Origin of the sequence: Jannaschia sp. M317 (assembly GCF_025141175.1) — a bacterium.
In the GTDB taxonomy this organism is placed as follows: Bacteria; Pseudomonadota; Alphaproteobacteria; order Rhodobacterales; family Rhodobacteraceae; genus Jannaschia.
Genome location: NZ_CP081155.1, coordinates 1,142,858 through 1,165,787, shown reverse-complemented (window position 1 = coordinate 1,165,787; position 22,930 = coordinate 1,142,858). Strand labels below are relative to the sequence as shown.

Genomic DNA, 22,930 nt, shown 5'->3' with positions numbered 1-22,930 from the left:
TGCGGCTGACCTGTACGGGGGGCGTCAGCCGCCCGCCGTTTGCAGGGCTGGTCGAAAACCTGACCGCCCGCGGCCCGGCCCAAGGCCGTCGGATTGGGGGAAGACCCAGATCATACCCACGTCCGACGTGGATCATACCTGGAGCCCTGCGCAGCATCGCGCGGAATTGGTCCGGTCTGCGGACCGATCCAGGTTAACGGGCGGCTTGCCCTTTGCCGCCCGGCGGCCCTATCTGCGGGCCATGCCCCGCTATGCCTTTCGCATCGAATACGACGGTCGCCCCTTTGCCGGGTGGCAACGCCAGGACGGCCCCGATTCCGTTCAGCAGAGGCTGGAAGAGGCGCTGCGCGCCCTGGAACCGGACGTGCCCTCCATAGCCGCCGCCGGGCGCACGGACGCGGGTGTCCACGCGACGGGCCAAGTGGCGCATGCGGACATGGCAAAGGACTGGACGCCGTTTCGCCTGTCCGAGGCGGTCAACTGGCACCTGAAACCCGCACCCATCGCGATCACGGCCTGCGCGCGCGTGTCAGACGATTGGCACGCCCGTTTTTCCGCGCAGGAACGGCGCTATACCTTCCGCATCATCGCGCGCCGCGCACCGCTCGCGCTGGACGCGGGACAGGCGTGGCGGGTGATCGGGCCGCTGGACGTAGGCCGCATGCGCGAAGGGGCCAAATACCTGATCGGACAGCATGATTTTACCACATTCCGCGCCTCGATCTGTCAGGCCAAAAGCCCGGTGAAGACCCTCGACGAGATCACGTTGGAGGAATTTCCCTACCCCGGCGGTCAGGACATCCGGCTGCACCTGCGGGCGCGGTCGTTCCTGCACAACCAGGTGCGCAGCATCGCGGGCACGCTGGAGCGGGTGGGCACCGGGTCCTGGCCCCCCGCGCGCGTGGGCCAAGCGTTGGCGGCACGCGACCGCGCCGCCTGCGGCCCGGTATCGCCGCCCGACGGGCTGGTCCTGACCGGGGTGGGCTATCCAGACGATCCGTTCTGAGCCTTGGGCGCGCGCCGCGCTGCCGCGTTAACCCATTGGTTTGGAAATGTCTTTACCATAGGTTTGGTGGTAATCGGCGGGATTTCCGCCGCGATGTTTACGATGACCACGGCAGAGACCTCCCCGTCCTGACCTCTACTGCGGCATGGGCGACGTTCGGCGTTCTCTATTGTGGGATCGCCGCGTTTGGCCTGACGGGTCTCTGGCTCTTCCTGACGGAGCATCTGAACGCCTTCGGAATGTGGTTGATTGTGGTCGCGTTATGGCAAGCGGACCCGTTTGGCGTGATTTGAGCTATGCAAGGATTGCATGTAGTCGCCACATTGGTTAGTTATTCTTACCAAAACCGATGCAGGACGCATGAGATGCCCGTGATCACAACCGTCGCCGACCTCCACGATATCTATCGTCGCCGCGTCCCCAAGATGTTCTACGACTACTGTCAGTCGGGTAGCTGGACCGAGCAAACCTACCGCGACAACGTTGACGACTTCTCTCAGATTCGGTTGCGGCAGCGGGTGGCGGTGGACATGACCAACCGGTCGGTCGCGACAACCATGGTCGGGCGGGACGTGGCGATGCCTGTGGCCCTGGCCCCGGTCGGCTTGACCGGTATGCAGCATGCCGACGGGGAGATCCTGGCCGCCCGCGCAGCCGAAGATTTCGGCGTGCCCTTTACCCTGTCGACCATGTCGATCTGTTCGATCGAGGACGTCGCGCGCAAGACATCGAAACCCTTCTGGTTTCAGTTATACGTCATGAAGGATGAAGAATTCGTCGACAACCTGATCGGCCGGGCCGAGGCCGCGGGCTGTGACACGCTGGTCATCACGCTGGACCTGCAAATCCTGGGTCAACGCCACAAGGACCTGAAAAACGGCCTTTCCGCCCCGCCCAAATTGACCCCCAAGAGCGTCGCCAACCTGATGACCAAGATCGGTTGGGGGCTGGAAATGGCGCAGACCCCGCGTCGCAAGTTCGGCAACATCGTGGGTCATGCCAAGGGCGTGTCGGACACATCGTCCCTGTCGTCCTGGACGGCGGAGCAATTCGATCCGGCGCTGGACTGGGGCAAGATCCGCAAACTGCGCCAGAAGTGGAAGGGCAAGGTCATCCTCAAGGGGATCCTCGATGCCGAGGACGCGCGGCGGGCGCTGGATGTGGGGGCAGATGCGATCATCGTGTCAAACCACGGCGGGCGGCAACTGGACGGAGCCCTGTCCTCGATCCGGATGCTGTCGTCCATCGTGGACGCGGTCGGCGATCAGATCGAGGTGCACATGGACGGGGGCATCCGGTCCGGGCAGGACGTGCTGAAGGCCGTGGCCCTGGGCGCGCGCGGCACCTACATCGGGCGGGCGTTCATCTATGGGCTGGGTGCCATGGGGCAAAAAGGCGTGCGCAGCACCCTGGAGGTTCTCCATAAGGAACTGGACACCACCATGGCGCTGTGCGGCGAGCGGGACATCCACGACGTCGGCCCGCACAACCTGTTGGTGCCCAAGGGGTTTGCCGGCGAATGGGAAGGGCGGAACGCCTGATCAGCGCACCGCGCGGCTCAGCGGCCAGATCACCATCAGCAGCAGGGCAACAGAGGCAAAGGCCCAGCGCAGGCCGAATGCCTCTGACCCCAAGCCCATCAACGCGGGCGCGATGAAGAAGCCGACGAAGCCGATCACCGCGACCCGCGCGATCACCGCACTGCGGCGCGCGGGTTCGGTCAACCGCCCGGCCAGCGCCAGGCCCATTGGCCCGATCACCGAAATCCCCAGACCCATCAAGCCAAAGCCCACATAGGCCACCAGTGGCGTGGGCGCGGCGGCCGCAATCAACACACCCACGACAGCAAGGCCCGAGGCCCCGCGGATCACGCCGATCTCGGACAGTTTTGCCGCCACCGCCTGACCCGAAAACCGCCCCACGGCCATGGTCAGGCCCAGCATGGCGGGGCCAAAGGCCCCCTCTGCCGCGCCACCGCCCAGGGTGCGTTCGATGTGAAGGGCCGACCAGCTTTCCACCGTTGCTTCGCTCATGAAGGCGATCAGCACGATCAATCCACAGATCGCGACCACCGACAGGGGCAAGCGGCCCGCGTTGCGGCTGTCCTCCTCCGAGATCTGTTCGACCGGCATCCGCTGGAACAAGGCCGTCAGCAGGATCATCCCCGTGGTCACCGCAAAGATCGCCTGCGGTTGCCAACCCGCCTCGCGCAGGGCCCCGGTGATCAGCGCAGAGATGGCATAAGCCACCGAAAACATGGCATGGTTCACGTTCATCAGGCTGCGGCCGTGGCGGGCCTCCAACTCGGACACGCGGGTGTTCATCACCACGTCGGTCAAGCCGCTGGCCGCGCCCATCAGCAAGAGCGCCGCGAACAACAGCCAGACCGTCGTCGCAGGCCCCGGCAAAAGGGCGGTCATCGCCAGAATCGTCGCACCCAATGGCATCGCCAACGGGCCCATGCGCCGGTCCCAACGGGGGGCCAGCCACAGCGTCGTCGTCAATCCGATCGAGGTCCCCAGAAGGATAAGGCCGAAGGTTGCGTCATCCACACCGATCCGCGCCTTCAGAACCGGTGCCATGGCGGCGAAACAGCCCCACGTCAGGCCAACGGACATGAACCCCGCAACCGGCGCGCGACTGACCACGAGGGCAGAGAGAATGGACATGGTGACACTCCGACAGGTCAGTCGCCTCAATCCCATCACCGGGTCAAAAGCAAGCCTGTTCCTTTGGGGCGCAATATCTCGGCGGAGGGGCCGCAGGCGACGGGGGCAAGGTCGCCACCGCCACTACAACCGTCAGTTGTGTTCCTTCATCAGGCGCGACTTTTGCCGTTGCCAGTCGCGCTTGGCCACCGTGTCGCGCTTGTCGTTGTTTTTCTTGCCCTTGCCGATGCCGACCTTCAGCTTTGCCCGGCCCCGGTGGTTGAAATACATGACCAGCGGCACGATCGTGTACCCCTCGCGGGCCGAGGCGTTCCATAGCTTGGAAATCTCGCGCCGGGACACCAGCAGTTTGCGGCGGCGGCGTTCTTCGTGACCGAAGGTCTTGGCCTGGGCGTAGGGGGCGATGTAGCCGTTGACCAGCCACAACTCCCCGTCCTTCACCTCGGCATAGCTTTCGGCGATGTTGGTGCCGCCTTCGCGCAGGGATTTGACCTCGGACCCCTCCAGGACGATGCCGCATTCGATATCGTCCTCGATAGCATAGTCATAGCGCGCCCGCCGGTTCTCGGCGATCACCTTGTAGTTCTTGTTTTCGTCTTTCTTGGCCATTGGCCTCACCTAGGGTGTCGCAGGCCCGCTGTCCACGGGCCCGGCGCCTAGTTCAACAGACCCGCATGGCGCATGGCATCCGCGATCCGCGCCTTGGACGCGTCGGTGGCCCCGACCAGAGGCAGCCGCACATCTTCCGCGCAGCGCCCCAGAAGCGACAGCGCGTATTTCGCGCCGACCAATCCCGGTTCGGCAAAGATGGCGTGATGCAGCGGCATCAGGCGGTCCTGGATGGACAGCGCAGTCGCATAGTCACCGGACAGGGTTGCGTCCTGCATCTGGCTCAACAGTCCAGGCGCGACGTTGCAGGTGACCGAGATGCAGCCGACCCCACCCTGCGCGTTGAAGCCGTGCGCCGTCGGATCCTCGCCCGAAATCTGCAGGAAGTCCGGCCCGCAGGTGATCCGCTGGGCGCAGACCCGTGCAAGGTCACCGGTCGCGTCCTTGACGCCCACGATTTCCGGCAACTTGGCCAGCTCGCCCATGGTTGCGGGCGACATGTCCACGACCGAGCGGCCGGGGATGTTGTAGATCACGATCGGCAGGCCGACCTCGGCCAGGGCCTTGAAATGCGCGATCAGACCAGCCTGCGTCGGCTTGTTGTAATAGGGCGTGACGACCAACGCGGCATCGGCGCCGACCCGCTTGGCGTGTTCGACATGGCGGCGCGCCTCGGCGGTGTTGTTGGACCCCGCCCCTGCAATGACCGGGACCCGGCCCGCCGCCTGCTTGACCACGCGTTCCACGACGGCCTCATGCTCTTCGTGGGTCAGGGTGGGGCTTTCGCCCGTGGTGCCGACGGGGACCAGAACCTTGGTGCCCTCTTCGATCTGCCAATCCACCAGCGCGTCCAGCGCCGCATAATCCACCGCACCGTTCTTGAGGGGCGTCACCAGGGCAACCATGGAGCCTTTGAACATCGACGCATCCTCCTATGTAGGGCGATAACAAATTCGTGCGGACCCTAGTGCCCCGTCCGAGCAGCGGCAAGTCGCTGGATCGGCTAAGATGGGGTCTGAACCGATCGGCGCGCTTGGGCGTTGGCCCGCAAGAGGTGTGATATGTTGAAGCTATTTCTGACCGCTATCGCGGCAATCACGATTTTCCATGGCCCGCTGCGCGCCGACCCCAACCTGGCGGTCGGGCTGGCGCAGGTGCGCGCGGGCGACGCAGAGGCGGCGCGCGCCGCGCTGGACCGCATCGCCACCCCACCGGCGGCCGACGTCTTGCGCTGGACACTGCTGCGCAACCGTATGGGCACCTTCGCCGAGGCCGAGGCGTTTCTGGCCCGCAACCCCGACTGGCCCGGTCTGCCGCTGTTGCGCACGCGGGTCGAGGCGGACATTCCGGTCACCACGGCCCCCGACCGTCTGATCGCCTTCTTCGAATCCGAACCGCCCCGCACGTCGCGCGGCGCGCTTTTGTATTCCACCTCGTTGCGCGCAGTGGGTCGCATGGCCGAAGCAGAGGCCGTCGTGATCGATTTCTGGCTCTCCAAGCCGATGACCGCCGCCAGCCATGCCGGGTTCGTCGAACTTTGGCGCGACGCCCTGACCCCGTACCACGCCGCCCGACTGGATGCGCTGACCTGGTCGGGGGATATCGTCTCGGCCGAGCGGGTTCTGCCGCTGGTCGATGGGCCGGAGGCGGCACTCGCCCGTGCCCGCATCGCCCTGCGCGATGGGCGCGACGGGGTCGATGCCCTGATCGAAGCGGTACCGGAGACGTGGCGCGACCATCAAGGCCTCGCCTATGAACGGTTCCGCTGGCGGCTGGACAAGGGACGACGCTCCGACGCGCTGGACCTGCTGTTCGCCTATGATGAAAGCGAGGATACGCTGGGCAATCCCCGCGCCTGGGCAGACCACCGCGCGCGACTGGCGCGGGGCCTGATGCAGGACGGCGACCCGGTGGCGGGATACCGTGTCGCCGCGCGCCACCATCTGCCCGACGGCGCAGACGACGTGGCCAGCCTCGAATGGCTGGCGGGCTACATGGCGCTGCGGTTCCTGGACGATCCGGCGCAGGCCGCTGTGCATTTCCGCCGGTTCGATGCCAATGTCGCCTCGCCGATTTCCAGGGGACGCGCCGGCTATTGGCTTGGCCGCGCGCTGGAGGCCGCGGGCGACACCGCTGGTGCCATGACCGCCTACCGCGCGGGCGGGCAATGGCAGACCAGCTTTTACGGACAACTGGCCGCCGAACGCGCCGGGCTGCCCGCCGACCCGCTTCTGACCGGGCAGGAGGCGTTCGCGCCCCTGACCGCCGCCGGATTGGGGCAAAGCAGCGTGCTGCGCGCCGCGCTGGCCCTGCAGGGCATCGGCGAACGATCGCTGGCAGAGAGGTTCATGGCGCATATGGCCGAAACCCTTCCCCGCGCGCAGATCGGCACGCTGATCGACGTCGCCCTGGAACTGGAAGAGCCGCATATCGCCCTGATCATCGCCAAGCGCGCGGCGCAGGCGGGGCATGAATTGCACAAGGGCTATTTCCCGGTCACCGATCTGGCCACCCTGCCCAGCCCCGTCGCCTCCGAACTGACCCTTGCCATCGCGCGGCGCGAATCGGAGTTCGACCCGGTCGTCGTCTCTGGGGCCGGGGCGCGCGGGCTGATGCAGTTGATGCCAGGGACCGCACGCGAAATGGCAGGGCAACTGGACATCGCCTACGAGGCCGGGCGGCTGACGACGGATCCGCTGTATAACGCGCTGCTCGGCACGACCTACCTGCAGGAGTTGGAGGCGGAATTCGGCCGCTCCCCCATCCTGGTGCCGGCAGCCTACAACGCGGGCCCGTCGCGGGCACGGCGCTGGTCGGCGGACTTCGGTCTGCCGTCGGACCCGTCGGTCGATGTCATCGACTGGATCGAGGATGTGCCCTTCAGCGAAACCCGCAACTACATCATGCGCGTCAGCGAAAGCCTGATGCCCTATCGCGCACGCATCACGGGCGAGGCAGGTGACGTCCGGCTGAGCCACTGGCTGCGCAACGGCTACGACGAACTGGGCAACGGCGGCTGAGGCGATCAAATCCTTCAAAGGATTTGACCAGAGTTTTCGAAAACTCTGGCTGCGCGGTCAGAGACGCGCGCAGCCCGCCTCGATCATGTCGAGACACCCCGCGAAGTCGCGCGTGTAGTATGGGTCGGGCACGTCGTGTGCGCCCAGGCCCGTGGCGACACCGAACAGCTCCGCCATCTCGCCGCCCGGCATCCCGCGTAGATCGGCCAGGACCGACGCATCCATCGCCAGTACCCGATCAAAGGCCGCGAAATCCGCGACACTCACCTGCCGCGCGCGTTGCCCGGACAGGTCCAGCCCCCGATCCCGCGCCTCGGCCTGCATCGGGCCATAGGGCGGATTGCCAATGTGCCAGTCGGAGGTTCCCGCGCTGTCGACCTGCCAATCGGGTCGCCGCGCCCGCAGCACGCCCTCGGCGGCGGCGGACCGGCAAATATTTCCAAGGCAAACGAACAGAACGCGCATACCGCCGACATAGGCCAGCCCGTCGCGCCGCGCCAGTCTGGCCATCGACACCGCGCTCGGGCAGGGTCACGGGATGGATCGGATCGTGGTGTTGTCGGGCGCGGGGTTGAGCGCGGAACAGGGGCTGGGCACGTTTCGCGACAAAGGCGGTCTCTGGCGGCACTACGACCTGGGGGATGTGGCAACGCCACAGGGCTTTGCCCGCGATCCGGACCTGGTGCATCGCTTTTACAATGCGCGCCGCGCGAACATGCGGGCCGCCGCACCGGGGGCCGCCCATGACGCGCTTGCCCGGCTGTCGCAGAGGCCTGGCATCACTCTGGTTACGCAGAACGTCGACGACCTGTTGGAACGAGCCGGGGCGCGGGACGTGATCCATATGCACGGGGAACTGGCCCGCGCCCTATGCCACGCTTGCGGCGCAAGGTGGGATGCGCCCGCGCGGATGGCCCCCACGGACCCCTGCCCCAGGTGCACCGCCCGCCACACGCGCCCGGATGTCGTCTGGTTCGGAGAGATCCCCCACCACATGGACCGGATCGAGGCGGCGCTGGCCCGGGCGGATCTGTTCGTCAGCATCGGCACCTCTGGCACCGTCTACCCGGCCGCAGGCTTCGTCGAGATGGCGCGAACCGCAGGGGCCCAGACGCTGGAGCTGAACCTGGAGGCCTCTGGCGGGCGATTCGACGCCATCCGCAAAGGCCCGGCGTCGCAATTGGTGCCCAATTGGGTGGCAGAGGTGCTGCGCCAATAGGCGGAGCCCTGCGTGCAGCCGCCTGAGGGGTTTCCGTATGGGCAGGCGCGCCTATGTTGAAAAGTGTCTGCTCATTCTGCCCCAAAGGAGCCTGCCATGGCATTTTTACCGATCATCCTGCTGCTCGCCCTGCTTGCGATGTGCGTCTATTTCCTGCGCGCCACATCAATGGCCGTCGAGGCAGGCCGACCTGTCACGGGGCTGGGCGGCGGCGCGGCCAAGGCGCAGGCCGCGAACGACACGGCCAAGGTCGCGGACAAGATCGACGACTGACCACCAACACCACAGTGACCTCAACGAAAAAGGCCCCCGCTTGCGCAGGGGCCTTTCTGAAGCGTCAGGCAACTTGGCGAAGGCTCAGGCCTCCAGCGCGGCCGCCGTGTTGGAGGACTTGGCAATGTCCTTTTTGATCTTCAACGCGCGGGCCGACAGCTCCGCGTCCTTGGCTTTGGCCAGGAACGCGTCCAGACCGCCACGATGATCGACGGTGCGCAGGGCAGCGGCGGAAATCCGCAGCTTGAACGCGCGACCCAATGCTTCGGACTGCAGCGTGACGTCGTTCAGGTTGGGCAGGAAGCGGCGACGCGTCTTGTTGTTCGCGTGGCTGACATTGTTGCCCGTCATCGGGCCTTTTCCGGAGAGTTCGCAAACGCGCGACATGGCGGGGACCTCGGGTTGAAGGGTTTCAAAAACAGGTGCAGGGCCGATCAAACGGCCCCGCGGTCGCGGCGTGATAGTCGGGCTGGACCGGCGCGTCAAGCGCCCCGCAGCGATTCGAGCATCTCCTGCGCCGCTGCCTGCGGCGCGCGGTCGCCTCTGGCCACGGCGCGGGCCAGATCCGCCATGCGCGCGCGGGTCTCGGCGTCCTGGGTCAGACGTGCCAGCAATCCTTCGCGCACCTCCTGCGTGAACCAATGGGCGGCTTGCGCGGCGCGATTTTCGGCCCAATGCCCTGCCTCGCGCCGCCAGGAGGCGAGGTCCTGCATCTCGGCCCAGGCGCGGGCCAATCCTTCCTCGGCCAGGGCCGAGACGGGCAACGCCTTGGGAAAGCCATCGGGGTCCTGCGGGCGTTTGCGCAACAGCCGCAGCGCGCCGGCATAATCGGCGACCGTTCGGGTCGCCGTGGATTTCAGCTCTCCGTCGGCCTTGTTCACCAGGATCAGGTCCGCAATTTCCATGATGCCGCGCTTGACGCCCTGCAGCTCGTCCCCGCCCGCGGGCGCAAGCAACAGAACGAACAGGTCGCACATCTGCGCCACCATCGTCTCGGATTGGCCCACGCCCACCGTCTCGATCAGCACCACGTCAAAGCCCGCCGCCTCGCAGAGCGCGACCGCCTCGCGCGACCGGCGCGCAACGCCGCCGAGATGCGCCGCCGACGGCGAGGGCCGGATAAAGGCGCGCGGATCGCGGCTGAGCCGTTCCATCCGCGTCTTGTCACCCAGGATCGATCCACCCGTGCGGGTCGATGACGGGTCGACGGCAAGCACGGCCACACGTTTGCCCTGTTCGGTCAGAAGCGTCCCGAACGCCTCGATAAAGGTCGATTTTCCGACACCGGGCGTGCCCGACAGGCCGATGCGCAGGGCCTGCCGCCCTTCGGCGCGCAAACCGTCCAGCAAGGCCACGGCGCGCACACGGTGATCGGGGCGGGTGCTTTCGACCAGCGTGATCGCCCGGGCCAGCGCCCGACGGTCACCGGCCAGCAAGGGGCCATGCAGGGGATCGTCATTCATGCCCTCGGGGATGCCCGGCGGGTGCGGTCAATGCAACCCGTGGGATTGAGCGGCAGATTGTCCTATGTCGTCAGCAACACCACCCGGAGGTTGTCGATGGTCCTGCGTTTCATTCTGCCGCTGCTGCTTGCCCTGCCCGCCCACGCGGGCAACGTGGACGCGCAATACACGCTGTCGTTGCGCGGGATCACCGGCGGACAGATCGCGATTCGCGGGGCAGACAGCGGCGGCAGCTATTCCGTGTCGTCCGCGGCAAAGGCGACAGGGCTGGTCGGTGCCTTGGTGAAATATGGCTTTGAAGGTCGGGCGCAGGGCCAGATCCGGGACGGCCGTTATATCAGCACCACCTACTCGGAGGTGGAGGTCGACGACGGAGAGCGGACTGTGGCCACAACAGAATTCAACGGCACCACCCCTGCCAGCGTCACATTCGACCCGGCGCGCGCGCCCGAACCCCATGACATCGACCCGACGGCGCAACAGGGCGTCGTCGATCCGCTGACCGCGCTCTATGCCGTGTTGCAGCCGGTTGCGCCGGATGCGGCCTGCGACCGCCGGTTCGACCTGTTCGACGGGCGACACGTGTCCCGGCTGACACTCGGTGCCCCGCGCGAGACCGGGGGGACGGTGACCTGCCCCGCCGAATACCGCCGCCTGCGCGGATACTCCGAAGAGCAGTTGGCCAAGCGAGAGGCCGTCGAGATGACCTTCGTCTTCACCCCGGTCGCGGGGGGGCGGGTGCAGGTGGGCGAAATCCGCTCCGACACCTCGCTGGGCCAGGCGGTGTTGCGCCGCCAATGAGACTGCCGATCGAGGATGTCCTGCCCGAACTCTGCGCCGTGATGGCCGCCGGGGGCGTGGCCGTCCTGCAGGCCCCGCCCGGTGCGGGCAAGACGACACGGGTGCCGCTGGCCCTGTTGCCGCAGGTCACGGGCCGTATTGTCATGCTGGAACCCCGACGCCTGGCCACCCGCGCCGCCGCCGCCCGCATGGCCGACACGCTGGGCGAGCCGGTCGGACAGACCGTCGGCTTCCGCATGCGGGGCGCATCCGAAGTGTCCAAAGCCACCCGGATCGAGGTCGTGACCGAGGGCATTCTGACGCGGATGCTGCAATCCGATCCTGAACTGCCGGGCGTGGGGGCGGTGATCTTCGACGAATTCCATGAACGGTCCCTGAACGCGGACCTGGGCCTGGCCCTGACCTGGGAGGCGCGGCAGGCGCTGCGCCCCGATCTGCAGGTTCTGGTCATGTCGGCCACCCTGGATGCCGGTCCGGTGGCCGACCTGCTGGGCGCGCCGGTCGTGACCTCTGACGGGCGGTCATACCCGGTAGAGCGACGCTGGCGCGATCGTCCCCCACCGGACCGCCAGCGGCTCGAAGCGCAGGTCGCGGGCCTCGTGTTGCAAGCCTTGGATGAGGGAGCGGGCGATGTGCTGGCCTTCCTGCCCGGCGAGGGCGAGATCCGCCGCTGCGCGGACCTGCTGACGGGCTGCGGCGCAGCCGTCAGGCCGCTGTACGGGGCCTTGCCGTTCAAGGATCAGCAGGCCGCGATCGAACCCGGCGGCGGGCGACGGGTCGTCTTGGCGACCTCCATCGCTGAAACCTCGCTGACGATCGAAGGCATCCGCGCGGTGGTCGACGGGGGCCGGGCACGGCGCGCGCGGTTCTACGCCGCATCGGGGATGTCACGGCTGGTCACCGAACGGGTCACGAGGGCCGAGGCAACCCAACGCGCAGGCCGCGCCGGTCGGGTCGCCGCAGGCGTGGCCTATGCCAATTGGACACGCGGCGAAGAAGGCGGGATGCTACCGCATCCTGCCCCCGAAATCGCCAATGCCGACCTGGCAGGGCTGGCGTTGGAGCTGGCGGCCTGGGGATCGGACGACCTGCCATTCCTTACGCCCCCGCCCGAGGGCGCGCTGACCGAAGCGAGGGCCTTGCTGGCCGAACTGGGGGCCCTCTCAGGCGGGTCGATCACGGACCACGGGCGGGCCTTGGCGCGCTTGCCGCTGCATCCCCGGCTGGCGCACATGGTGCTGCGCGGTGGCAGCGGCAGCACGTTGTTGGCTGGGTGCTTGTCCACGCGCCTGCCACCGGGATCCGTCGACCTGACGGAGGCGCTGCGCCGCCCCGCGCCCGACGCGCGGGCCGAGGCAAGGCGGTTGCGCCGCTATGAGGCCGGGCCGGACCTGAGCCCGGCGCAGCAACTGGCGCTGGCCTATCCCGACCGCGTCGGGCTGCGCCGCCCCGGTGACGCCCCTCGCTGGCTGCTGTCGGGCGGCAAAGGCGCGCGGATGGACAAGGGCGACGCCCTGGCGAGCGCTCGACTGATCGTGGCCTGCGACCTGGACGGTGATCGCACCGAAGCGCGTGTCCGCCGTGGGCTGGTCCTCAGCGAGGCGGAGCTGCGCGAGGTGCTGGGCGACCGGCTGACCTGGGTCGACGTGTGCGCCTGGTCCGATCGGCACCGACGGGTCGAAACCCGCCGGCAGGAACGCCTGGGGGCCATCGCGCTGGACGACCGAGCCTGGCCGGACGCCCCCGAAGCGGACATCGCCCGCGCGGCGCTGGACGGCGTTCACGCACTCGGCCTCGACAGCCTAGGGTGGAGCAAACGGGCGCGCCTGCTGCGGGCGCGGATTGCGGCGGTCAAACTGCGCGATGTGTCCGATACAGGTCTGTTGGCCACGGCGGAGGATTGGCTGCTGCCGCATTTGATCGGCCTTCGGGATGCCGCTGGCCTGGGGCGCCTGGATCCGTTCGACGCCCTGACCGCGTGGTTGGGATGGGAGGATGGGCAAAGGTTGGACCGGCTCGCCCCCGCCGCCTACACCACTCCGCTGGGGCGCAAGGTGCCCATCGACTACGGCCACGAGACGCCGACCGTCTCGCTGCGGCTGCAGGAGGTGTTGGGCGAAACACGGCATCCGATGGTGGGGGACACACCGCTGCGGATGGAGCTGCTGTCACCGGCGCAGCGGCCCGTTGCGATCACCCAGGATCTGCCGGGGTTCTGGGCCGGGTCCTATGCCGATGTGCGCCGCGATATGCGCGCGCAATATCCACGGCATCCCTGGCCCGAAGACCCGGCGGAGGCCACCCCCACAACGCGGGCGAAACCACGCGGTCGCTGACTTGGGACCTGCATATCTGGGAAACAAGGAAACGGCATGAAAAAGGGCACCCCGAAGGGTGCCCTGATCAGTGCGATGATGCGCGGGTCAGTGCAGCTTGGCGCTGACCGTATCGATCGAAGCATCGATCAGCTTGTTGGCGTCGGCGGCCGACATCTGCTGTGCGACAACTTCGCCGGCGACGGCCGTCGCAACAGAAATGGCGCGGTCACGGACATCGCGGATCGCGGCGTCACGGGCGCTGTCGATCTGGTCAGCGGCAGTGGCGAGACGACGCTCCACGCTCCGCTCCAGCTCGGCACGGGCCTGGACGTTTGCGGATTCGGCTTCGGCCTTGGCGGCAGCGACGATCTCGGCGGCCTGCTCCTTGGCTTCGCGGGTCTTGCGCTCATAGGAGGCGAGGATCGACTGCGCTTCTTCGCGCAGCGCCTTGGCCTCGTCGAGGTCCTTGCGGATGCCGTCAGCCCGGTTGTCCAGCATGCCCATCAGCATGCCCGGCACCTTGAAGTAGACGACGACGCCGACAAACAGAAGGAAACCGATCAGAACGACGAAGTCGGTGTTCTTGAGGCTGAAGAACGGACCGGAGGCGGCCAGAGCCGGGGTGCCGATCAGCATCAGGGGCAAAAGGTAACGCATGGTTCAGTTCCCTTTCACACGGGCGTCGACGGCGGCGTCGATCGCGGCCTGGTCCGCAGCGCCACCAAGGGCGGTGACGATCTCTGCGGCGACATCGCGGGCGACTTCGGCCACGGTGGCGGCTTGACCGTCACGGATCTCGGCGATCTGCGCCTCGCTCTCGGCGGTCTTGGCGGCGATCTGCTCGTCAGCCTTGGCGATGGCGGCGGCCAGGTCGGCCTGAATCGCGGCGCGGGCCTCGGCAGAGATGCGCTGCGCTTCGGCGCGGGCATCGGCGAGCGCCTGGTTATAGGTCTCTTCCGCTTTGACGGCCTGACGCTTCAGATCCTCGGCGGCGGCAAGATCGTTGGAAATGGTTCCGGACCGTTCCGCCAGAACGGCGCTGACGCGCGGCAGGGCGATCTTGGTCAGGACGAAGTAGATTGCGGCGAGCGCGACCAGCAGCCAGAAGATCTGATTGCCGAACCACGCGTCGCAGAGCTGCGGCATGCCGATGGCGGAGCCGACGCTGTTGACGCATGCGCCCGCAACTTCGAGGTCGATGGGTTCGGTGGCCATGAGATCGGGTCCCGTTCGTCAGGTGGTCCTGCGGCGGGCACCCGCGATGGGGCGCCCGCCGAGCGTAAGGAAGGAGAGGTTCGCCTTAGACGGCGAACATCAGCAGCAGCGACACCAGGAAGGCGAAGATGCCAAGGGCTTCGGCAAATGCGATGCCGATGAAGAGGGTCGCGGTCTGCGCGCCGGCAGCCGAGGGGTTGCGCAGGGCGCCGGCGAGGAAGTTGCCAGCCACGTTGCCCACACCGATTGCGGCAGCGCCGGAACCGATTGCAGCCAGGCCAGCGCCGATGTGTGCGAGTTCGCCTTCCATGGGTATTCTCCTTACGATGGAATAGTTTGCGATAGGTCAGACTGCGCCAGTGTGGCGCAGGTCATTAGTGCGACGGGTGCAGCGCATCCTTGAGATACACGCAGGTCAGGATGGTGAAGACGTAGGCTTGGATGCCGGCAACCAGCACCTCCAGACCGTAGATGGCCACGATGCCCAGGATCGACAGCGGCGCGATGGCGGTGATCGCGGCGAAACCGGCGAAAACCTTCAGCACCGCGTGACCGGCCATGATGTTGCCTGCCAGACGAATGGAATGGCTGACGGGGCGGACAAAGTAGGAAATGATCTCGATCACGGCGAGGATCGGACGCAGCACCAGAGGTGCGGAGCTGACCCAGAACAGACCCAGGAAAGCCGTGCCGTTCTTGACGAAACCCAGGATCGTAACCGCGAAGAACACCGCGAAGGCCAGAACCGCCGTCACCGCGATGTGCGAGGTGGGCGAAAAGGACGTCGGGATCAGGGCCAGGAAGTTGGCGAACAGGATGAACAGGAACAACGTGAAGATGTAGGGGAAATACTTCACCCCATCCTTGCCGGTCACATCCTCGACCATCTTGTAGACGAAACCATAGGCCAGTTCGGCCACCGACTGGGTCCGGCTGGGAATGATCGCGCGGCCACGCGTACCCAACACGAACAGACCGATCACGCACAGAACCGCCAGCGCCATCCACAGGGTCGAGTTCGTGATGGTCAGCATGCCGACCGGGTCCCCCGCCTCGCCGAACAGCGGCTTGACGATGAACTGGTCCATCGGGTGGAAAGAAAGGCCACCTTCTGCGTGCGCTTCTTCAGCCATGCGTATCCCCATCGTTCGGCGCACCTGCGCCTGGTTCCTTCAGAGCGGCGGCCGCGTCGACCTTGCCCTGCGCCTCCTTGGCGGAGGCAATCATCGTCTTCACCCCTGCGGCGAAGCCCAAAAGCGTGAACACCACCATCAAGAACGGCTGGGTCCCGAGAACGGCGTCTGCGCCGTATCCGATGCCGAACCCGATGCCCAGGCCCGCCACCATCTCGATCACCATCCGCCAGGCCAGTTGCGCCTGAGAGTAGTGCTCCTCCATGTGGTCCTTGTCGTCCTGGCCCTTCGCCGCCGCGATCCGTGCCTCCAGGGCGCGCAGTCGGTCGGTGTCGTGCTCGTCGGACATGGAATCCCCACGGATGTTGTGGTGGGGTTTAGGCGGCAGCGGCAAGGGTGTCAACGCAGCGATGCTGTTCCGTTTATCCGCTTTCGATCAGCATGTTACACCAACCTCACCCACCCCCGCGACGCCCCGTCGCAGCCGCAGGAGATTCAACGCATCGGTTGAACGTTCTTGACCCCTGCCGCGCCTGCGGGCATCGCGGGGGCCATGTCCAATGCCCTAGACGCCGCATTCGCCGCCCTTGCGGACCCCACCCGCCGCGCCATCCTGTCGATGCTGCTGGAGGACGACATGGCCGTCACCGACGTTGCCGCTGGGTTCGACATCTCGCTGGCTGCAATTTCCAAGCATCTGGGAGTTCTGGATCGGGCCGGATTGATCCTGCGCGAACGACGGGGCCGGGTCGTGTGGTGCAAGCTGGACCCGGAGGCGCTGCGCGATGCCTCCGTCTGGATGCAGAGTTTCGGGCAGTTCGAAGGGCCGGACCTGGACGCATTGGAACATCTGCTTGCCGGTCCGCCGCCGCCTGACGATCTGCTGGCAGAGCTGCTGGCCGCCGAAACCGCCGTCTGGCAGGCGCTGGTCGCAGGCGACGCGGTGGCGGATGGGGCGGCCCTGCATCCGGATTTCCTGGGTGTCTATCCCAGCGGCCCCGCGACCCGCGCAGACCACATCGGACAACTGGCCGATGGACCAGCCATCCAGACCTTCGATCTGACCGCGCCGCGTGTCCTGCCGCTTGCCGACGGGATCGCATCGCTGACCTACCTTGCCCGGTTTCGCCGCCCCGACGTGGCAGAGCAGGCGATGTGGGTCACGTCGATCTGGCAACGCGCCGGGGATGGCTGGATCAACCTGTTCAGCCAGGACACCCCGGCCAGCCCCTGACCGTCACAAAAGCCGCTTCTTGAGGTCGAGCGTCAGGGCCTCCAGGCTCTCGCCCTCCTGCTCGGCCAGACGCATCAGGCCGAACTGCACACGCGCCATTTCCTGATAGTAGCTGGTATAGATATAGTTCGTCGCCGCCCCTGCTGCGGCCCCCACAAAGGGCACCGCCTGCGCCGCCAGCTTCTGCCCCAGTGGGATGGCCAGCCGCGGCGCGACCTTGGCGATCAACCCCTGTACGGTACCGCCCACCAATGTCAGCCGCATCGTGATGAAGCTGAGGTCGGTGCCATCGTCGTTGTCCATCGGACCGGCGGCGGCAAACACCTTCAGGCACGCGGCGCGTATCTCGGGCTTTGCAGGGTCAAACCCGTGTTCGTCGGCAATGCCCTGAATGGCCCGCAGGATCACAGTCGTCGTCACCGGCAGCTCGGCCAGGGCCGTCGGCAGGCCGCCGAAGCCGCCTGCGGCGCCGGTGCCCAAAGTCATCGCGCGCGTCAGCCAGTCAGAGGCATCGGCCACCCGGTTTCGCGATATGGCAGCGGCCTTGAAACTTTGTTGCAAGGCGGCGGCGGTGGCGGATTCCAACCCGGCCTTGACCGGGCCGGGCAACATGTCGATCAGGCTTTCGGCCTGGGTGCCGATCAGGTTGAGAAGCTGCATGCCGGTGCCGGACGCGGCCTGCATCCGTTCGGCAATTCGGTCGAGTTCGTCTTCCCGGTCGAGCGGCGGGAAAACCTGTGCGCTGTCATGATCTTTCATGCCCTGTCAGATGGGGGCGCGGAACGGCTTCGGCAAGCCCGGGATCAAATCGCGCGACAGACCTCGCCTGCGACCCCGTCCCAATCCCAAACGCCCAGAACGCGGTCGGGGTTTGTCGGCGGCGGCATCTCGACCCCGTCCAGCCGGGCAAAGCCAAACCGCCGGTAATAGGGCGCGTCCCCCACCAGCAGCACCCGGTCCACACCCGCCACCGCTGCGCGGTCCAGACCCGACTGAATCAGAAAGGCCCCCAGACCTTCACCCTGGCGCGTCGGGTGAACGGCCACTGGGCCCAGCAACATCGCGTCCCAATCCCGCGCGCCCCCAATCCGCACCGGCCAGAACCGGATCGCGCCCGCCACCTCCCCAGCCTCGCCGCGCGCCAGCAGGCACAGATCCCGCGCAGGCGGCACATCATCGCGCAATCGATACGACGAAAGCGCCGTGCGACCCGGCGCAAAGCAGAGATCCATGAGGGCCTCTACCTCCCAGATATCCGCATCGGTTTCGCGCACCAGTTCCATGGCCGCGTTCCTGCCCGCTCCGCCACGCGGGGGCCAGAGCAAATCTGGACGCCCGGCCTGGCTTCCTTGTTTTCCAAATATGCAAACCCGACACCCGCCTCGACCGCCAGGGCCCACAGCGGCGCGGCACCTTCCCCCCCATCCTCCGGACCGCTAGTCAGGGCGGAGAAGCCAACAGAGGTCCCCGATGTTCTACCGCCCCGAAGACGGCCACGGCCTGCCGCACAATCCGTTCAATGCCATCGTCTCGCCGCGCCCGATCGGCTGGATTTCCACGCGCGGGCAGCTTGGGGACAACCTGGCCCCCTATTCGTTCTTCAACGCGGTGGCCTATGTGCCGCCTCAGGTGATGTTCGCCTCGACCTCGGCCAAACCGGACCGGGACAATACCAAGGACAGCGTGGCCCAGATCCGCGAAACCGGCGTGTTCTGCGTCAATATCGTCGAACATGCGGTGCGTGACGCGATGAACGCAACCTCGGCGGGCCTGCCTGCGGGCGAGGATGAGTTTGCCGCGGCCGGGGTGCAAAAGGCCGCCTGCGAAACCATCGACTGTCCCCGCGTGGCCGGGGCCCCGGCAGCCCTGGAATGCCGCCTGACCCAGATCGTGCCCCTGCCCGGCGACAGCAATGTCGCGGTCTTCGGCGAGGTGACGGGCGTGCATATCCGCGACGAATGTCTGCGCGACGGCCGATTTGACGTGACGACCTTCCAGCCGTTGGCCCGGATGGGATATCGCGACTACACGACCGTCCGAGACGTTTTCGAGCTGACCCGCCCGGACGACTGATCCGGGCCCGGTTGGCCGCTATCCAAAAAGGATCCAGCGCGTCAGACCGTAAAGGTACAGAGCCGAGAACAGCATGTTGATATATTTCAACTGCCGCTCGCCATGCAGCCAGGCGCAGAAGATCCAGATCAGGCAGAACGGCAGACCCAGGATCATCGGCCAGGGATGCCAGTTCTGAACGATGGCCACGGTGCTGCCCAGCCCAAGGGCCAGGGCCAGCCATTTCATGTGTTGTTCGTGCGCCGCCAGCCAGTCCACGGACTGACGGGCGACAGGACGGGACGGACGCTTCACGCGCGCGGCCTCCTTCTACCGGGGATGACAATGTGGGGGGACGGGTCCTCACTGCCACCCGTCCCGTCCTCACTATCCCCGGCGGTGGCCCCGCGCAAGGCCCGCCACCGTCAGTGGCCGCCTTCCAGGATGCCGGTGCGGACCGAATAGTTGGCCGCGATGGCGTAATCCGGGTCATCGTCGCTGTCGATGATCAGGTGGCCTGCGCGGGTCAGCAGTTTGTGGCAGTCGCGGCTGAGGTGGCGCAGCTGGATCGTCTTGCCGGCCGCCTCGTACTTGGCCGCCAGCGCCTCGATGGCCTGCAGGGCGGATTGATCCGCGACCCGGCTTTCGGCGAAGTCCACGATCACGACGGACGGGTCCTCCTTGGGGTCGAACAGCTCGGTGAACCCGGCGGCAGAGCCGAAGAACAGCGGCCCGTTGACCTGATAGACGCGCGCGCCTTCCGGCGTCTCGTAGGTGGTGGCGCGGATGCGGGTGGCGTTCTGCCAGGCGTAGGCCAGCGCCGAGACGATGACGCCCACGACCACCGCGATGGCAAGGTCGGTCATCACGGTCACAACGGTCACCAGGATGATGACCACCGCGTCGATGCGGGGCACCTTGAACAGGATCTTGAGCGAGTTCCACGCAAAGGTGCCGATCACCACCATGAACATCACCCCCACCAGCGCGGCCAGGGGGATCCGCTCGATCAAGGGTGCCGCGACCACGATGAAGGCCAGCAGGAACAGAGCCGCCGAGATACCCGAGACGCGGGTGCGCCCGCCGGATTTCACGTTGATCATCGACTGACCGATCATGGCACAACCGCCCATGCCGCCAAAGAACCCGGTCACCGTGTTGGCCGCACCCTGAGCGATGCATTCCTGCGACGCGCCGCCGCGCTGACCGGTGATTTCACCAACCAGGTTCAGGGTCAGAAGGCTTTCGATCAGGCCGATGGCCGCAAGGATCAGGGCATAGGGCAGGATGATCTGCAACGTCTCCAGGTTGATCGGAACCATGGGGATGTGGAACATGGGCAGCCCGCCAGAGATCGAGGCCATGTCGCCAACGGTCGGCGTCGGCAATCCGAACAGAATCACGATGGCGGCGGTCACGCCGATCCCGGCCAGGGGCGCGGGGATGATGTTCGTCACCTTGGGCAGGCCCCAGATCACCGCCATGGTCACGGCCACCAGGCCCAGCATCAGCAGGATATCCGTAGGCGGCAGCCAGGACCCGTCCGCCGTGCGGAACTGCGTCAGCTGAGCCAGAAAGATGACGATGGCCAGGCCGTTGACAAAGCCCAGCATCACCGGGTGCGGCACCAGGCGGATGAATTTGCCCCAACGCATCACGCCCGCGAAGATCTGCAACAATCCCATCAGAACGACCGTCGCAAAGAGGTATTCCACACCGTGCTGCGCCACCAGGCTGACCATCACCACGGCCAAGGCCCCGGTCGCGCCCGAAATCATGCCGGGCCGTCCGCCGATCAACGCCGTGATCAACCCCACGATAAAGGCCGCATAAAGACCGACCAGCGGGTTGACCCCCGCCACGAAAGCAAAGGCAACGGCTTCGGGCACAAGCGCCAGGGCGACGGTCAGACCGGCCAGAATCTCGATGCGGAATCGGGCGGGGTTCAGCGGGGCGGTGGGGGCGACGCGCAGGTCGGGGCGGTCGAATAGGTTGGCGAGGCTTGCCAGTGGTGAACTGCTCAAGGGAACGACTCTCGGATCAAAGGGAGGGATTTGGCCTGCGTGTAACAGGCTTGGGCCCCTGGCAACACCCCCCGCCCCGTTGCACACGGCGGCGGACCGGCTAGGGTCGCGCCATGCCCCTGATCCTGACCCGCGACGACATCGACACCCACCTCGGCGGCCCCACCCCGGCGGAGGAACATTTGCTGGAGGCCGTTCAGGCGGGAGAGGTCTGCGTCCTTGGCGACCGTAAGCTGCCGCCGGGGGACGCGGGCCCGGACCGGACAATCCGGGCCGACGTCCTGCGCTACCTGATCCTCGGCGGCTGCGAGGCGTGCCAGGTGCAGGGGTGGGGGGTGCGGCTCTACGGGGCCCGGGTCACCGGTGCGCTCGACCTGTCCTTTCAGACGGCGCGCGGAGCGACCGGCCTGATAGCCTGCCGCTTCACCGATGGCGTGGAGGCGATGCAGACCCGCCTGACCGCGCTCAACCTCAACAACAGCCACCTCCCCGCCCTCAACGCGCAAGGCGCAGAGGTGAAGGGCAGCGTCTTCCTTGGCGGGGTCACGACGACCGGAGAGGTCCGCCTCCCCGATGCCATCATCGGCGGTCAGTTGGCCTGCGTGGGCGCGACTCTGTCCAACGCAGGGGGCCATGCCCTCACCGCGCAAGGCGCGGAGGTGAAGGGAGACGTCTTCCTGCCCGGCGTCACGACAACCGGAGAGGTCAGCCTTTCCGGGGCCGCCATCGGCGGGCAGTTGTCCTGCGTGGGTGCGACTCTGTCGAACGCAGGGGGCCCTGCCCTCAACGCGGAAGGCGCGGAGGTGAAGGGCGGCATCTTCCTGCCCGGCGTCACGGCGACCGGAGAGGTCCGCCTCTCCGGGGCCGTCATCGGCGGGCAGTTGTCCTGCGTGGGCGCGACCCTGTCCAACGCAGAGGGCTTTGCTCTCAACGTGCAAAGCGCGGAGGTGAAGGGCGGGCTGTTCTGGCGGGACGGGGCTCGTTGCCTGGCGGGAAGCATGGCGTTCGCGGGGGCCCATGTCACCGGCTGGGCAGATGACCTGACCTGTTGGCCAACGGACGGGCGGTTGCTCCTGGACGGTCTGACCTACGACCGGATCCATGGCGACCTCGACGTGGACGCGCGGCTGCGCTGGCTGGCTTCCGGCAGCTACTTCGACGGAGCCTTCACCCCCCAGCCCTACACCCAGCTCGCCCGGGTCTACCGCGCCATGGGCCGGGACGGGGATGCGCGAAGGGTGCTCTATGAGCGGGAAAAGCGGGAGCATGTGGACCTGCGCCGCCGCCTGTTGGCGAAACCCGCCGGGACGTGGTGGGACTGGCCCCGGTTTCTCTGGCGGCGCGTCTGGCATCCGGCGTGCGTGCTGTGGGACTGGACCCTGCGCGTGGTCGTGGGTCATGGCTACCGCCCGCATCGGGCGCTCTATTGCCTGATCGCCCTCTGGCTCCTCGCCACCTTCCTCGCCCATCAGGCCTGGGAGACGGGGACCTTCGCCCCGAACTCCGGTCCGGTTCAGATCTCGGAGGCGTGGCAGGCGATGATCGCTTGCCCGCAGACATGCCCCGACAACCCCGCGCAGGTCTGGAGCGAAACCACGCAAGCCGGACAGGATTGGGAGACGTTCAACCGCTACGCCTATGCCGCCGATCTGGTGATCCCGATCATCGACCTGAACCAGACCGATGCCTGGGCACCCTCGCCCAACCGGGGCGTCTGGGGCAAATGGGTCTGGGTCGCCAGCTTCTTTCTGAACCTGCTCGGCTGGATCATCACCGCGCTGGGGGCCGCCGCCCTGACCGGGATCATCCAGAAGGAGCGGGAGTGACAGCGACACGCGGGGCTGGTCCCCGGCGCGCCGCCTGATAGTCTGGCGCAGGCGAACGGTCGGAGAAC

General features: G+C 66.9%; 25 protein-coding genes. 10 read left to right on the top strand and 15 right to left on the bottom strand.

The annotated features are described in order from the left end of the window. Positions 1-241: 241 nt before the first annotated feature. Together truA and K3551_RS06130 are read left to right on the top strand one after the other, a co-directional pair. Entirely contained in the window at positions 242-1,006 is a 765-nt protein-coding gene (truA, locus tag K3551_RS06135; protein ID WP_259919501.1) for a tRNA pseudouridine(38-40) synthase TruA, read from the top strand. Between the two features lie 365 nt (positions 1,007-1,371). Then, complete coding sequence (locus K3551_RS06130) at positions 1,372-2,547, top strand: alpha-hydroxy acid oxidase (RefSeq protein WP_259918548.1); 1,176 nt, start codon at positions 1,372-1,374, stop codon at positions 2,545-2,547. On the opposite strand, the gene K3551_RS06125 is transcribed toward K3551_RS06130, so the two are convergent. From K3551_RS06125 to dapA, 3 genes are all read right to left on the bottom strand, one after another. After that, a complete protein-coding gene (locus tag K3551_RS06125) occupies positions 2,548-3,675 on the bottom strand; it encodes an MFS transporter (RefSeq protein ID WP_259918546.1) in 1,128 nt (375 codons plus the stop codon). A gap of 132 nt (positions 3,676-3,807) precedes the next feature. Then, complete coding sequence (gene smpB / locus K3551_RS06120) at positions 3,808-4,284, bottom strand: SsrA-binding protein SmpB (RefSeq protein WP_259918545.1); 477 nt, start codon at positions 4,282-4,284, stop codon at positions 3,808-3,810. Positions 4,285-4,331: 47 nt separating this feature from the next. Then, positions 4,332-5,204 (bottom strand): 4-hydroxy-tetrahydrodipicolinate synthase, encoded by an 873-nt coding sequence (dapA, locus tag K3551_RS06115; RefSeq protein WP_259918543.1) that lies wholly within the window; start codon positions 5,202-5,204, stop codon positions 4,332-4,334. A 141-nt stretch (positions 5,205-5,345) separates the two neighbouring features. Here dapA and K3551_RS06110 point away from each other — a divergent pair, with 141 nt between their 5' ends. Further along, positions 5,346-7,304, top strand: a complete 1,959-nt coding sequence (locus tag K3551_RS06110; protein WP_259918542.1) for a lytic transglycosylase domain-containing protein — start codon at positions 5,346-5,348, stop codon at positions 7,302-7,304. Between the two features lie 57 nt (positions 7,305-7,361). On the opposite strand, the gene K3551_RS06105 is transcribed toward K3551_RS06110, so the two are convergent. Continuing rightward, a complete protein-coding gene (locus K3551_RS06105; RefSeq protein ID WP_259918540.1) occupies positions 7,362-7,814 on the bottom strand; it encodes a low molecular weight protein-tyrosine-phosphatase in 453 nt (150 codons plus the stop codon). A 28-nt stretch (positions 7,815-7,842) separates the two neighbouring features. On the opposite strand from K3551_RS06105, the gene K3551_RS06100 reads away from it, so the two are divergent. Together K3551_RS06100 and K3551_RS06095 are read left to right on the top strand one after the other, a co-directional pair. Further along, positions 7,843-8,523: an NAD-dependent deacylase gene (locus tag K3551_RS06100; protein WP_259918538.1), complete on the top strand. Its 681-nt coding sequence runs from the start codon at positions 7,843-7,845 to the stop codon at positions 8,521-8,523. Positions 8,524-8,619: 96 nt separating this feature from the next. Further along, the gene (locus tag K3551_RS06095; RefSeq protein ID WP_259918536.1) at positions 8,620-8,796 is read left to right on the top strand and encodes a hypothetical protein; all 177 of its coding nucleotides are present in this window, start codon (positions 8,620-8,622) and stop codon (positions 8,794-8,796) included. A gap of 84 nt (positions 8,797-8,880) precedes the next feature. Here the strand turns inward: K3551_RS06095 and rpmB are convergent, their stop codons facing one another. After that, on the bottom strand, positions 8,881-9,183 hold the full coding sequence (gene rpmB, locus K3551_RS06090; protein ID WP_259918534.1) for a 50S ribosomal protein L28: 303 nt from the start codon (positions 9,181-9,183) through the stop codon (positions 8,881-8,883). A gap of 95 nt (positions 9,184-9,278) precedes the next feature. Next, positions 9,279-10,259, bottom strand: coding sequence for a methylmalonyl Co-A mutase-associated GTPase MeaB (gene meaB, locus K3551_RS06085; RefSeq protein WP_259918533.1), 981 nt, complete (start codon positions 10,257-10,259; stop codon positions 9,279-9,281). 96 nt (positions 10,260-10,355) lie between these two features. On the opposite strand from meaB, the gene K3551_RS06080 reads away from it, so the two are divergent. Then, the gene (locus tag K3551_RS06080; RefSeq protein ID WP_259918531.1) at positions 10,356-11,060 is read left to right on the top strand and encodes a DUF3108 domain-containing protein; all 705 of its coding nucleotides are present in this window, start codon (positions 10,356-10,358) and stop codon (positions 11,058-11,060) included. Beyond that, complete coding sequence (gene hrpB, locus K3551_RS06075) at positions 11,057-13,396, top strand: ATP-dependent helicase HrpB (RefSeq protein WP_259918529.1); 2,340 nt, start codon at positions 11,057-11,059, stop codon at positions 13,394-13,396. Before K3551_RS06080 ends, hrpB begins: the two co-directional genes overlap by 4 nt. A gap of 87 nt (positions 13,397-13,483) precedes the next feature. Here the strand turns inward: hrpB and K3551_RS06070 are convergent, their stop codons facing one another. The 5 genes from K3551_RS06070 to K3551_RS06050 form a co-directional block, all read right to left on the bottom strand. Next, positions 13,484-14,035: a F0F1 ATP synthase subunit B gene (locus tag K3551_RS06070; RefSeq protein WP_259918527.1), complete on the bottom strand. Its 552-nt coding sequence runs from the start codon at positions 14,033-14,035 to the stop codon at positions 13,484-13,486. A 3-nt stretch (positions 14,036-14,038) separates the two neighbouring features. Continuing rightward, the gene (locus K3551_RS06065; protein ID WP_259918525.1) at positions 14,039-14,593 is read right to left on the bottom strand and encodes a F0F1 ATP synthase subunit B'; all 555 of its coding nucleotides are present in this window, start codon (positions 14,591-14,593) and stop codon (positions 14,039-14,041) included. Positions 14,594-14,678: 85 nt separating this feature from the next. Further along, positions 14,679-14,903, bottom strand: coding sequence for a F0F1 ATP synthase subunit C (locus K3551_RS06060; RefSeq protein ID WP_259918523.1), 225 nt, complete (start codon positions 14,901-14,903; stop codon positions 14,679-14,681). 64 nt (positions 14,904-14,967) lie between these two features. Further along, entirely contained in the window at positions 14,968-15,726 is a 759-nt protein-coding gene (locus K3551_RS06055) for a F0F1 ATP synthase subunit A (protein ID WP_259918521.1), read from the bottom strand. Beyond that, on the bottom strand, positions 15,719-16,075 hold the full coding sequence (locus K3551_RS06050; protein WP_259918519.1) for an AtpZ/AtpI family protein: 357 nt from the start codon (positions 16,073-16,075) through the stop codon (positions 15,719-15,721). The genes K3551_RS06055 and K3551_RS06050 overlap by 8 nt, the downstream gene beginning before the upstream one ends. 168 nt (positions 16,076-16,243) lie before the next feature. Here K3551_RS06050 and K3551_RS20020 point away from each other — a divergent pair, with 168 nt between their 5' ends. Next, entirely contained in the window at positions 16,244-16,960 is a 717-nt protein-coding gene (locus K3551_RS20020; protein ID WP_409197407.1) for a metalloregulator ArsR/SmtB family transcription factor, read from the top strand. 3 nt (positions 16,961-16,963) lie between these two features. On the opposite strand, the gene K3551_RS06035 is transcribed toward K3551_RS20020, so the two are convergent. Together K3551_RS06035 and K3551_RS06030 are read right to left on the bottom strand one after the other, a co-directional pair. Next, positions 16,964-17,719, bottom strand: coding sequence for an EcsC family protein (locus K3551_RS06035; RefSeq protein WP_259918518.1), 756 nt, complete (start codon positions 17,717-17,719; stop codon positions 16,964-16,966). Positions 17,720-17,763: 44 nt separating this feature from the next. Further along, the gene (locus tag K3551_RS06030) at positions 17,764-18,243 is read right to left on the bottom strand and encodes a GNAT family N-acetyltransferase (protein WP_259918517.1); all 480 of its coding nucleotides are present in this window, start codon (positions 18,241-18,243) and stop codon (positions 17,764-17,766) included. Positions 18,244-18,430: 187 nt separating this feature from the next. On the opposite strand from K3551_RS06030, the gene K3551_RS06025 reads away from it, so the two are divergent. Further along, a complete protein-coding gene (locus K3551_RS06025; protein WP_259918515.1) occupies positions 18,431-19,033 on the top strand; it encodes a flavin reductase family protein in 603 nt (200 codons plus the stop codon). Between the two features lie 18 nt (positions 19,034-19,051). Here the strand turns inward: K3551_RS06025 and K3551_RS06020 are convergent, their stop codons facing one another. Next, positions 19,052-19,327, bottom strand: a complete 276-nt coding sequence (locus tag K3551_RS06020) for a peptidase (protein ID WP_259918514.1) — start codon at positions 19,325-19,327, stop codon at positions 19,052-19,054. Between the two features lie 110 nt (positions 19,328-19,437). Beyond that, positions 19,438-20,985 (bottom strand): SulP family inorganic anion transporter, encoded by a 1,548-nt coding sequence (locus K3551_RS06015; RefSeq protein ID WP_259919499.1) that lies wholly within the window; start codon positions 20,983-20,985, stop codon positions 19,438-19,440. Between the two features lie 164 nt (positions 20,986-21,149). On the opposite strand from K3551_RS06015, the gene K3551_RS06010 reads away from it, so the two are divergent. After that, positions 21,150-22,862 carry a hypothetical protein gene (locus K3551_RS06010; RefSeq protein WP_259918513.1) on the top strand — a complete coding sequence of 571 codons (1,713 nt, stop codon included), beginning with the start codon at positions 21,150-21,152 and terminating at the stop codon, positions 22,860-22,862. Positions 22,863-22,930: the final 68 nt, after the last annotated feature.

What these genes read in the sequence shown, in the direction of transcription:
- truA (WP_259919501.1), top strand. Translation starts at nt 242, where the DNA reads ATGCCCCGCTATGCCTTTCGCATCGAATACGACGGTCGCCCCTTTGCC.
- K3551_RS06130 (WP_259918548.1), top strand. Translation starts at nt 1,372, where the DNA reads ATGCCCGTGATCACAACCGTCGCCGACCTCCACGATATCTATCGTCGC.
- K3551_RS06125 (WP_259918546.1), bottom strand. Translation starts at nt 3,675, where the DNA reads ATGTCCATTCTCTCTGCCCTCGTGGTCAGTCGCGCGCCGGTTGCGGGG.
- smpB (WP_259918545.1), bottom strand. Translation starts at nt 4,284, where the DNA reads ATGGCCAAGAAAGACGAAAACAAGAACTACAAGGTGATCGCCGAGAAC.
- dapA (WP_259918543.1), bottom strand. Translation starts at nt 5,204, where the DNA reads ATGTTCAAAGGCTCCATGGTTGCCCTGGTGACGCCCCTCAAGAACGGT.
- K3551_RS06110 (WP_259918542.1), top strand. Translation starts at nt 5,346, where the DNA reads ATGTTGAAGCTATTTCTGACCGCTATCGCGGCAATCACGATTTTCCAT.
- K3551_RS06105 (WP_259918540.1), bottom strand. Translation starts at nt 7,814, where the DNA reads ATGGCCAGACTGGCGCGGCGCGACGGGCTGGCCTATGTCGGCGGTATG.
- K3551_RS06100 (WP_259918538.1), top strand. Translation starts at nt 7,843, where the DNA reads ATGGATCGGATCGTGGTGTTGTCGGGCGCGGGGTTGAGCGCGGAACAG.
- K3551_RS06095 (WP_259918536.1), top strand. Translation starts at nt 8,620, where the DNA reads ATGGCATTTTTACCGATCATCCTGCTGCTCGCCCTGCTTGCGATGTGC.
- rpmB (WP_259918534.1), bottom strand. Translation starts at nt 9,183, where the DNA reads ATGTCGCGCGTTTGCGAACTCTCCGGAAAAGGCCCGATGACGGGCAAC.
- meaB (WP_259918533.1), bottom strand. Translation starts at nt 10,259, where the DNA reads ATGAATGACGATCCCCTGCATGGCCCCTTGCTGGCCGGTGACCGTCGG.
- K3551_RS06080 (WP_259918531.1), top strand. Translation starts at nt 10,356, where the DNA reads ATGGTCCTGCGTTTCATTCTGCCGCTGCTGCTTGCCCTGCCCGCCCAC.
- hrpB (WP_259918529.1), top strand. Translation starts at nt 11,057, where the DNA reads ATGAGACTGCCGATCGAGGATGTCCTGCCCGAACTCTGCGCCGTGATG.
- K3551_RS06070 (WP_259918527.1), bottom strand. Translation starts at nt 14,035, where the DNA reads ATGCGTTACCTTTTGCCCCTGATGCTGATCGGCACCCCGGCTCTGGCC.
- K3551_RS06065 (WP_259918525.1), bottom strand. Translation starts at nt 14,593, where the DNA reads ATGGCCACCGAACCCATCGACCTCGAAGTTGCGGGCGCATGCGTCAAC.
- K3551_RS06060 (WP_259918523.1), bottom strand. Translation starts at nt 14,903, where the DNA reads ATGGAAGGCGAACTCGCACACATCGGCGCTGGCCTGGCTGCAATCGGT.
- K3551_RS06055 (WP_259918521.1), bottom strand. Translation starts at nt 15,726, where the DNA reads ATGGCTGAAGAAGCGCACGCAGAAGGTGGCCTTTCTTTCCACCCGATG.
- K3551_RS06050 (WP_259918519.1), bottom strand. Translation starts at nt 16,075, where the DNA reads ATGTCCGACGAGCACGACACCGACCGACTGCGCGCCCTGGAGGCACGG.
- K3551_RS06035 (WP_259918518.1), bottom strand. Translation starts at nt 17,719, where the DNA reads ATGAAAGATCATGACAGCGCACAGGTTTTCCCGCCGCTCGACCGGGAA.
- K3551_RS06030 (WP_259918517.1), bottom strand. Translation starts at nt 18,243, where the DNA reads ATGGAACTGGTGCGCGAAACCGATGCGGATATCTGGGAGGTAGAGGCC.
- K3551_RS06025 (WP_259918515.1), top strand. Translation starts at nt 18,431, where the DNA reads ATGTTCTACCGCCCCGAAGACGGCCACGGCCTGCCGCACAATCCGTTC.
- K3551_RS06010 (WP_259918513.1), top strand. Translation starts at nt 21,150, where the DNA reads ATGCCCCTGATCCTGACCCGCGACGACATCGACACCCACCTCGGCGGC.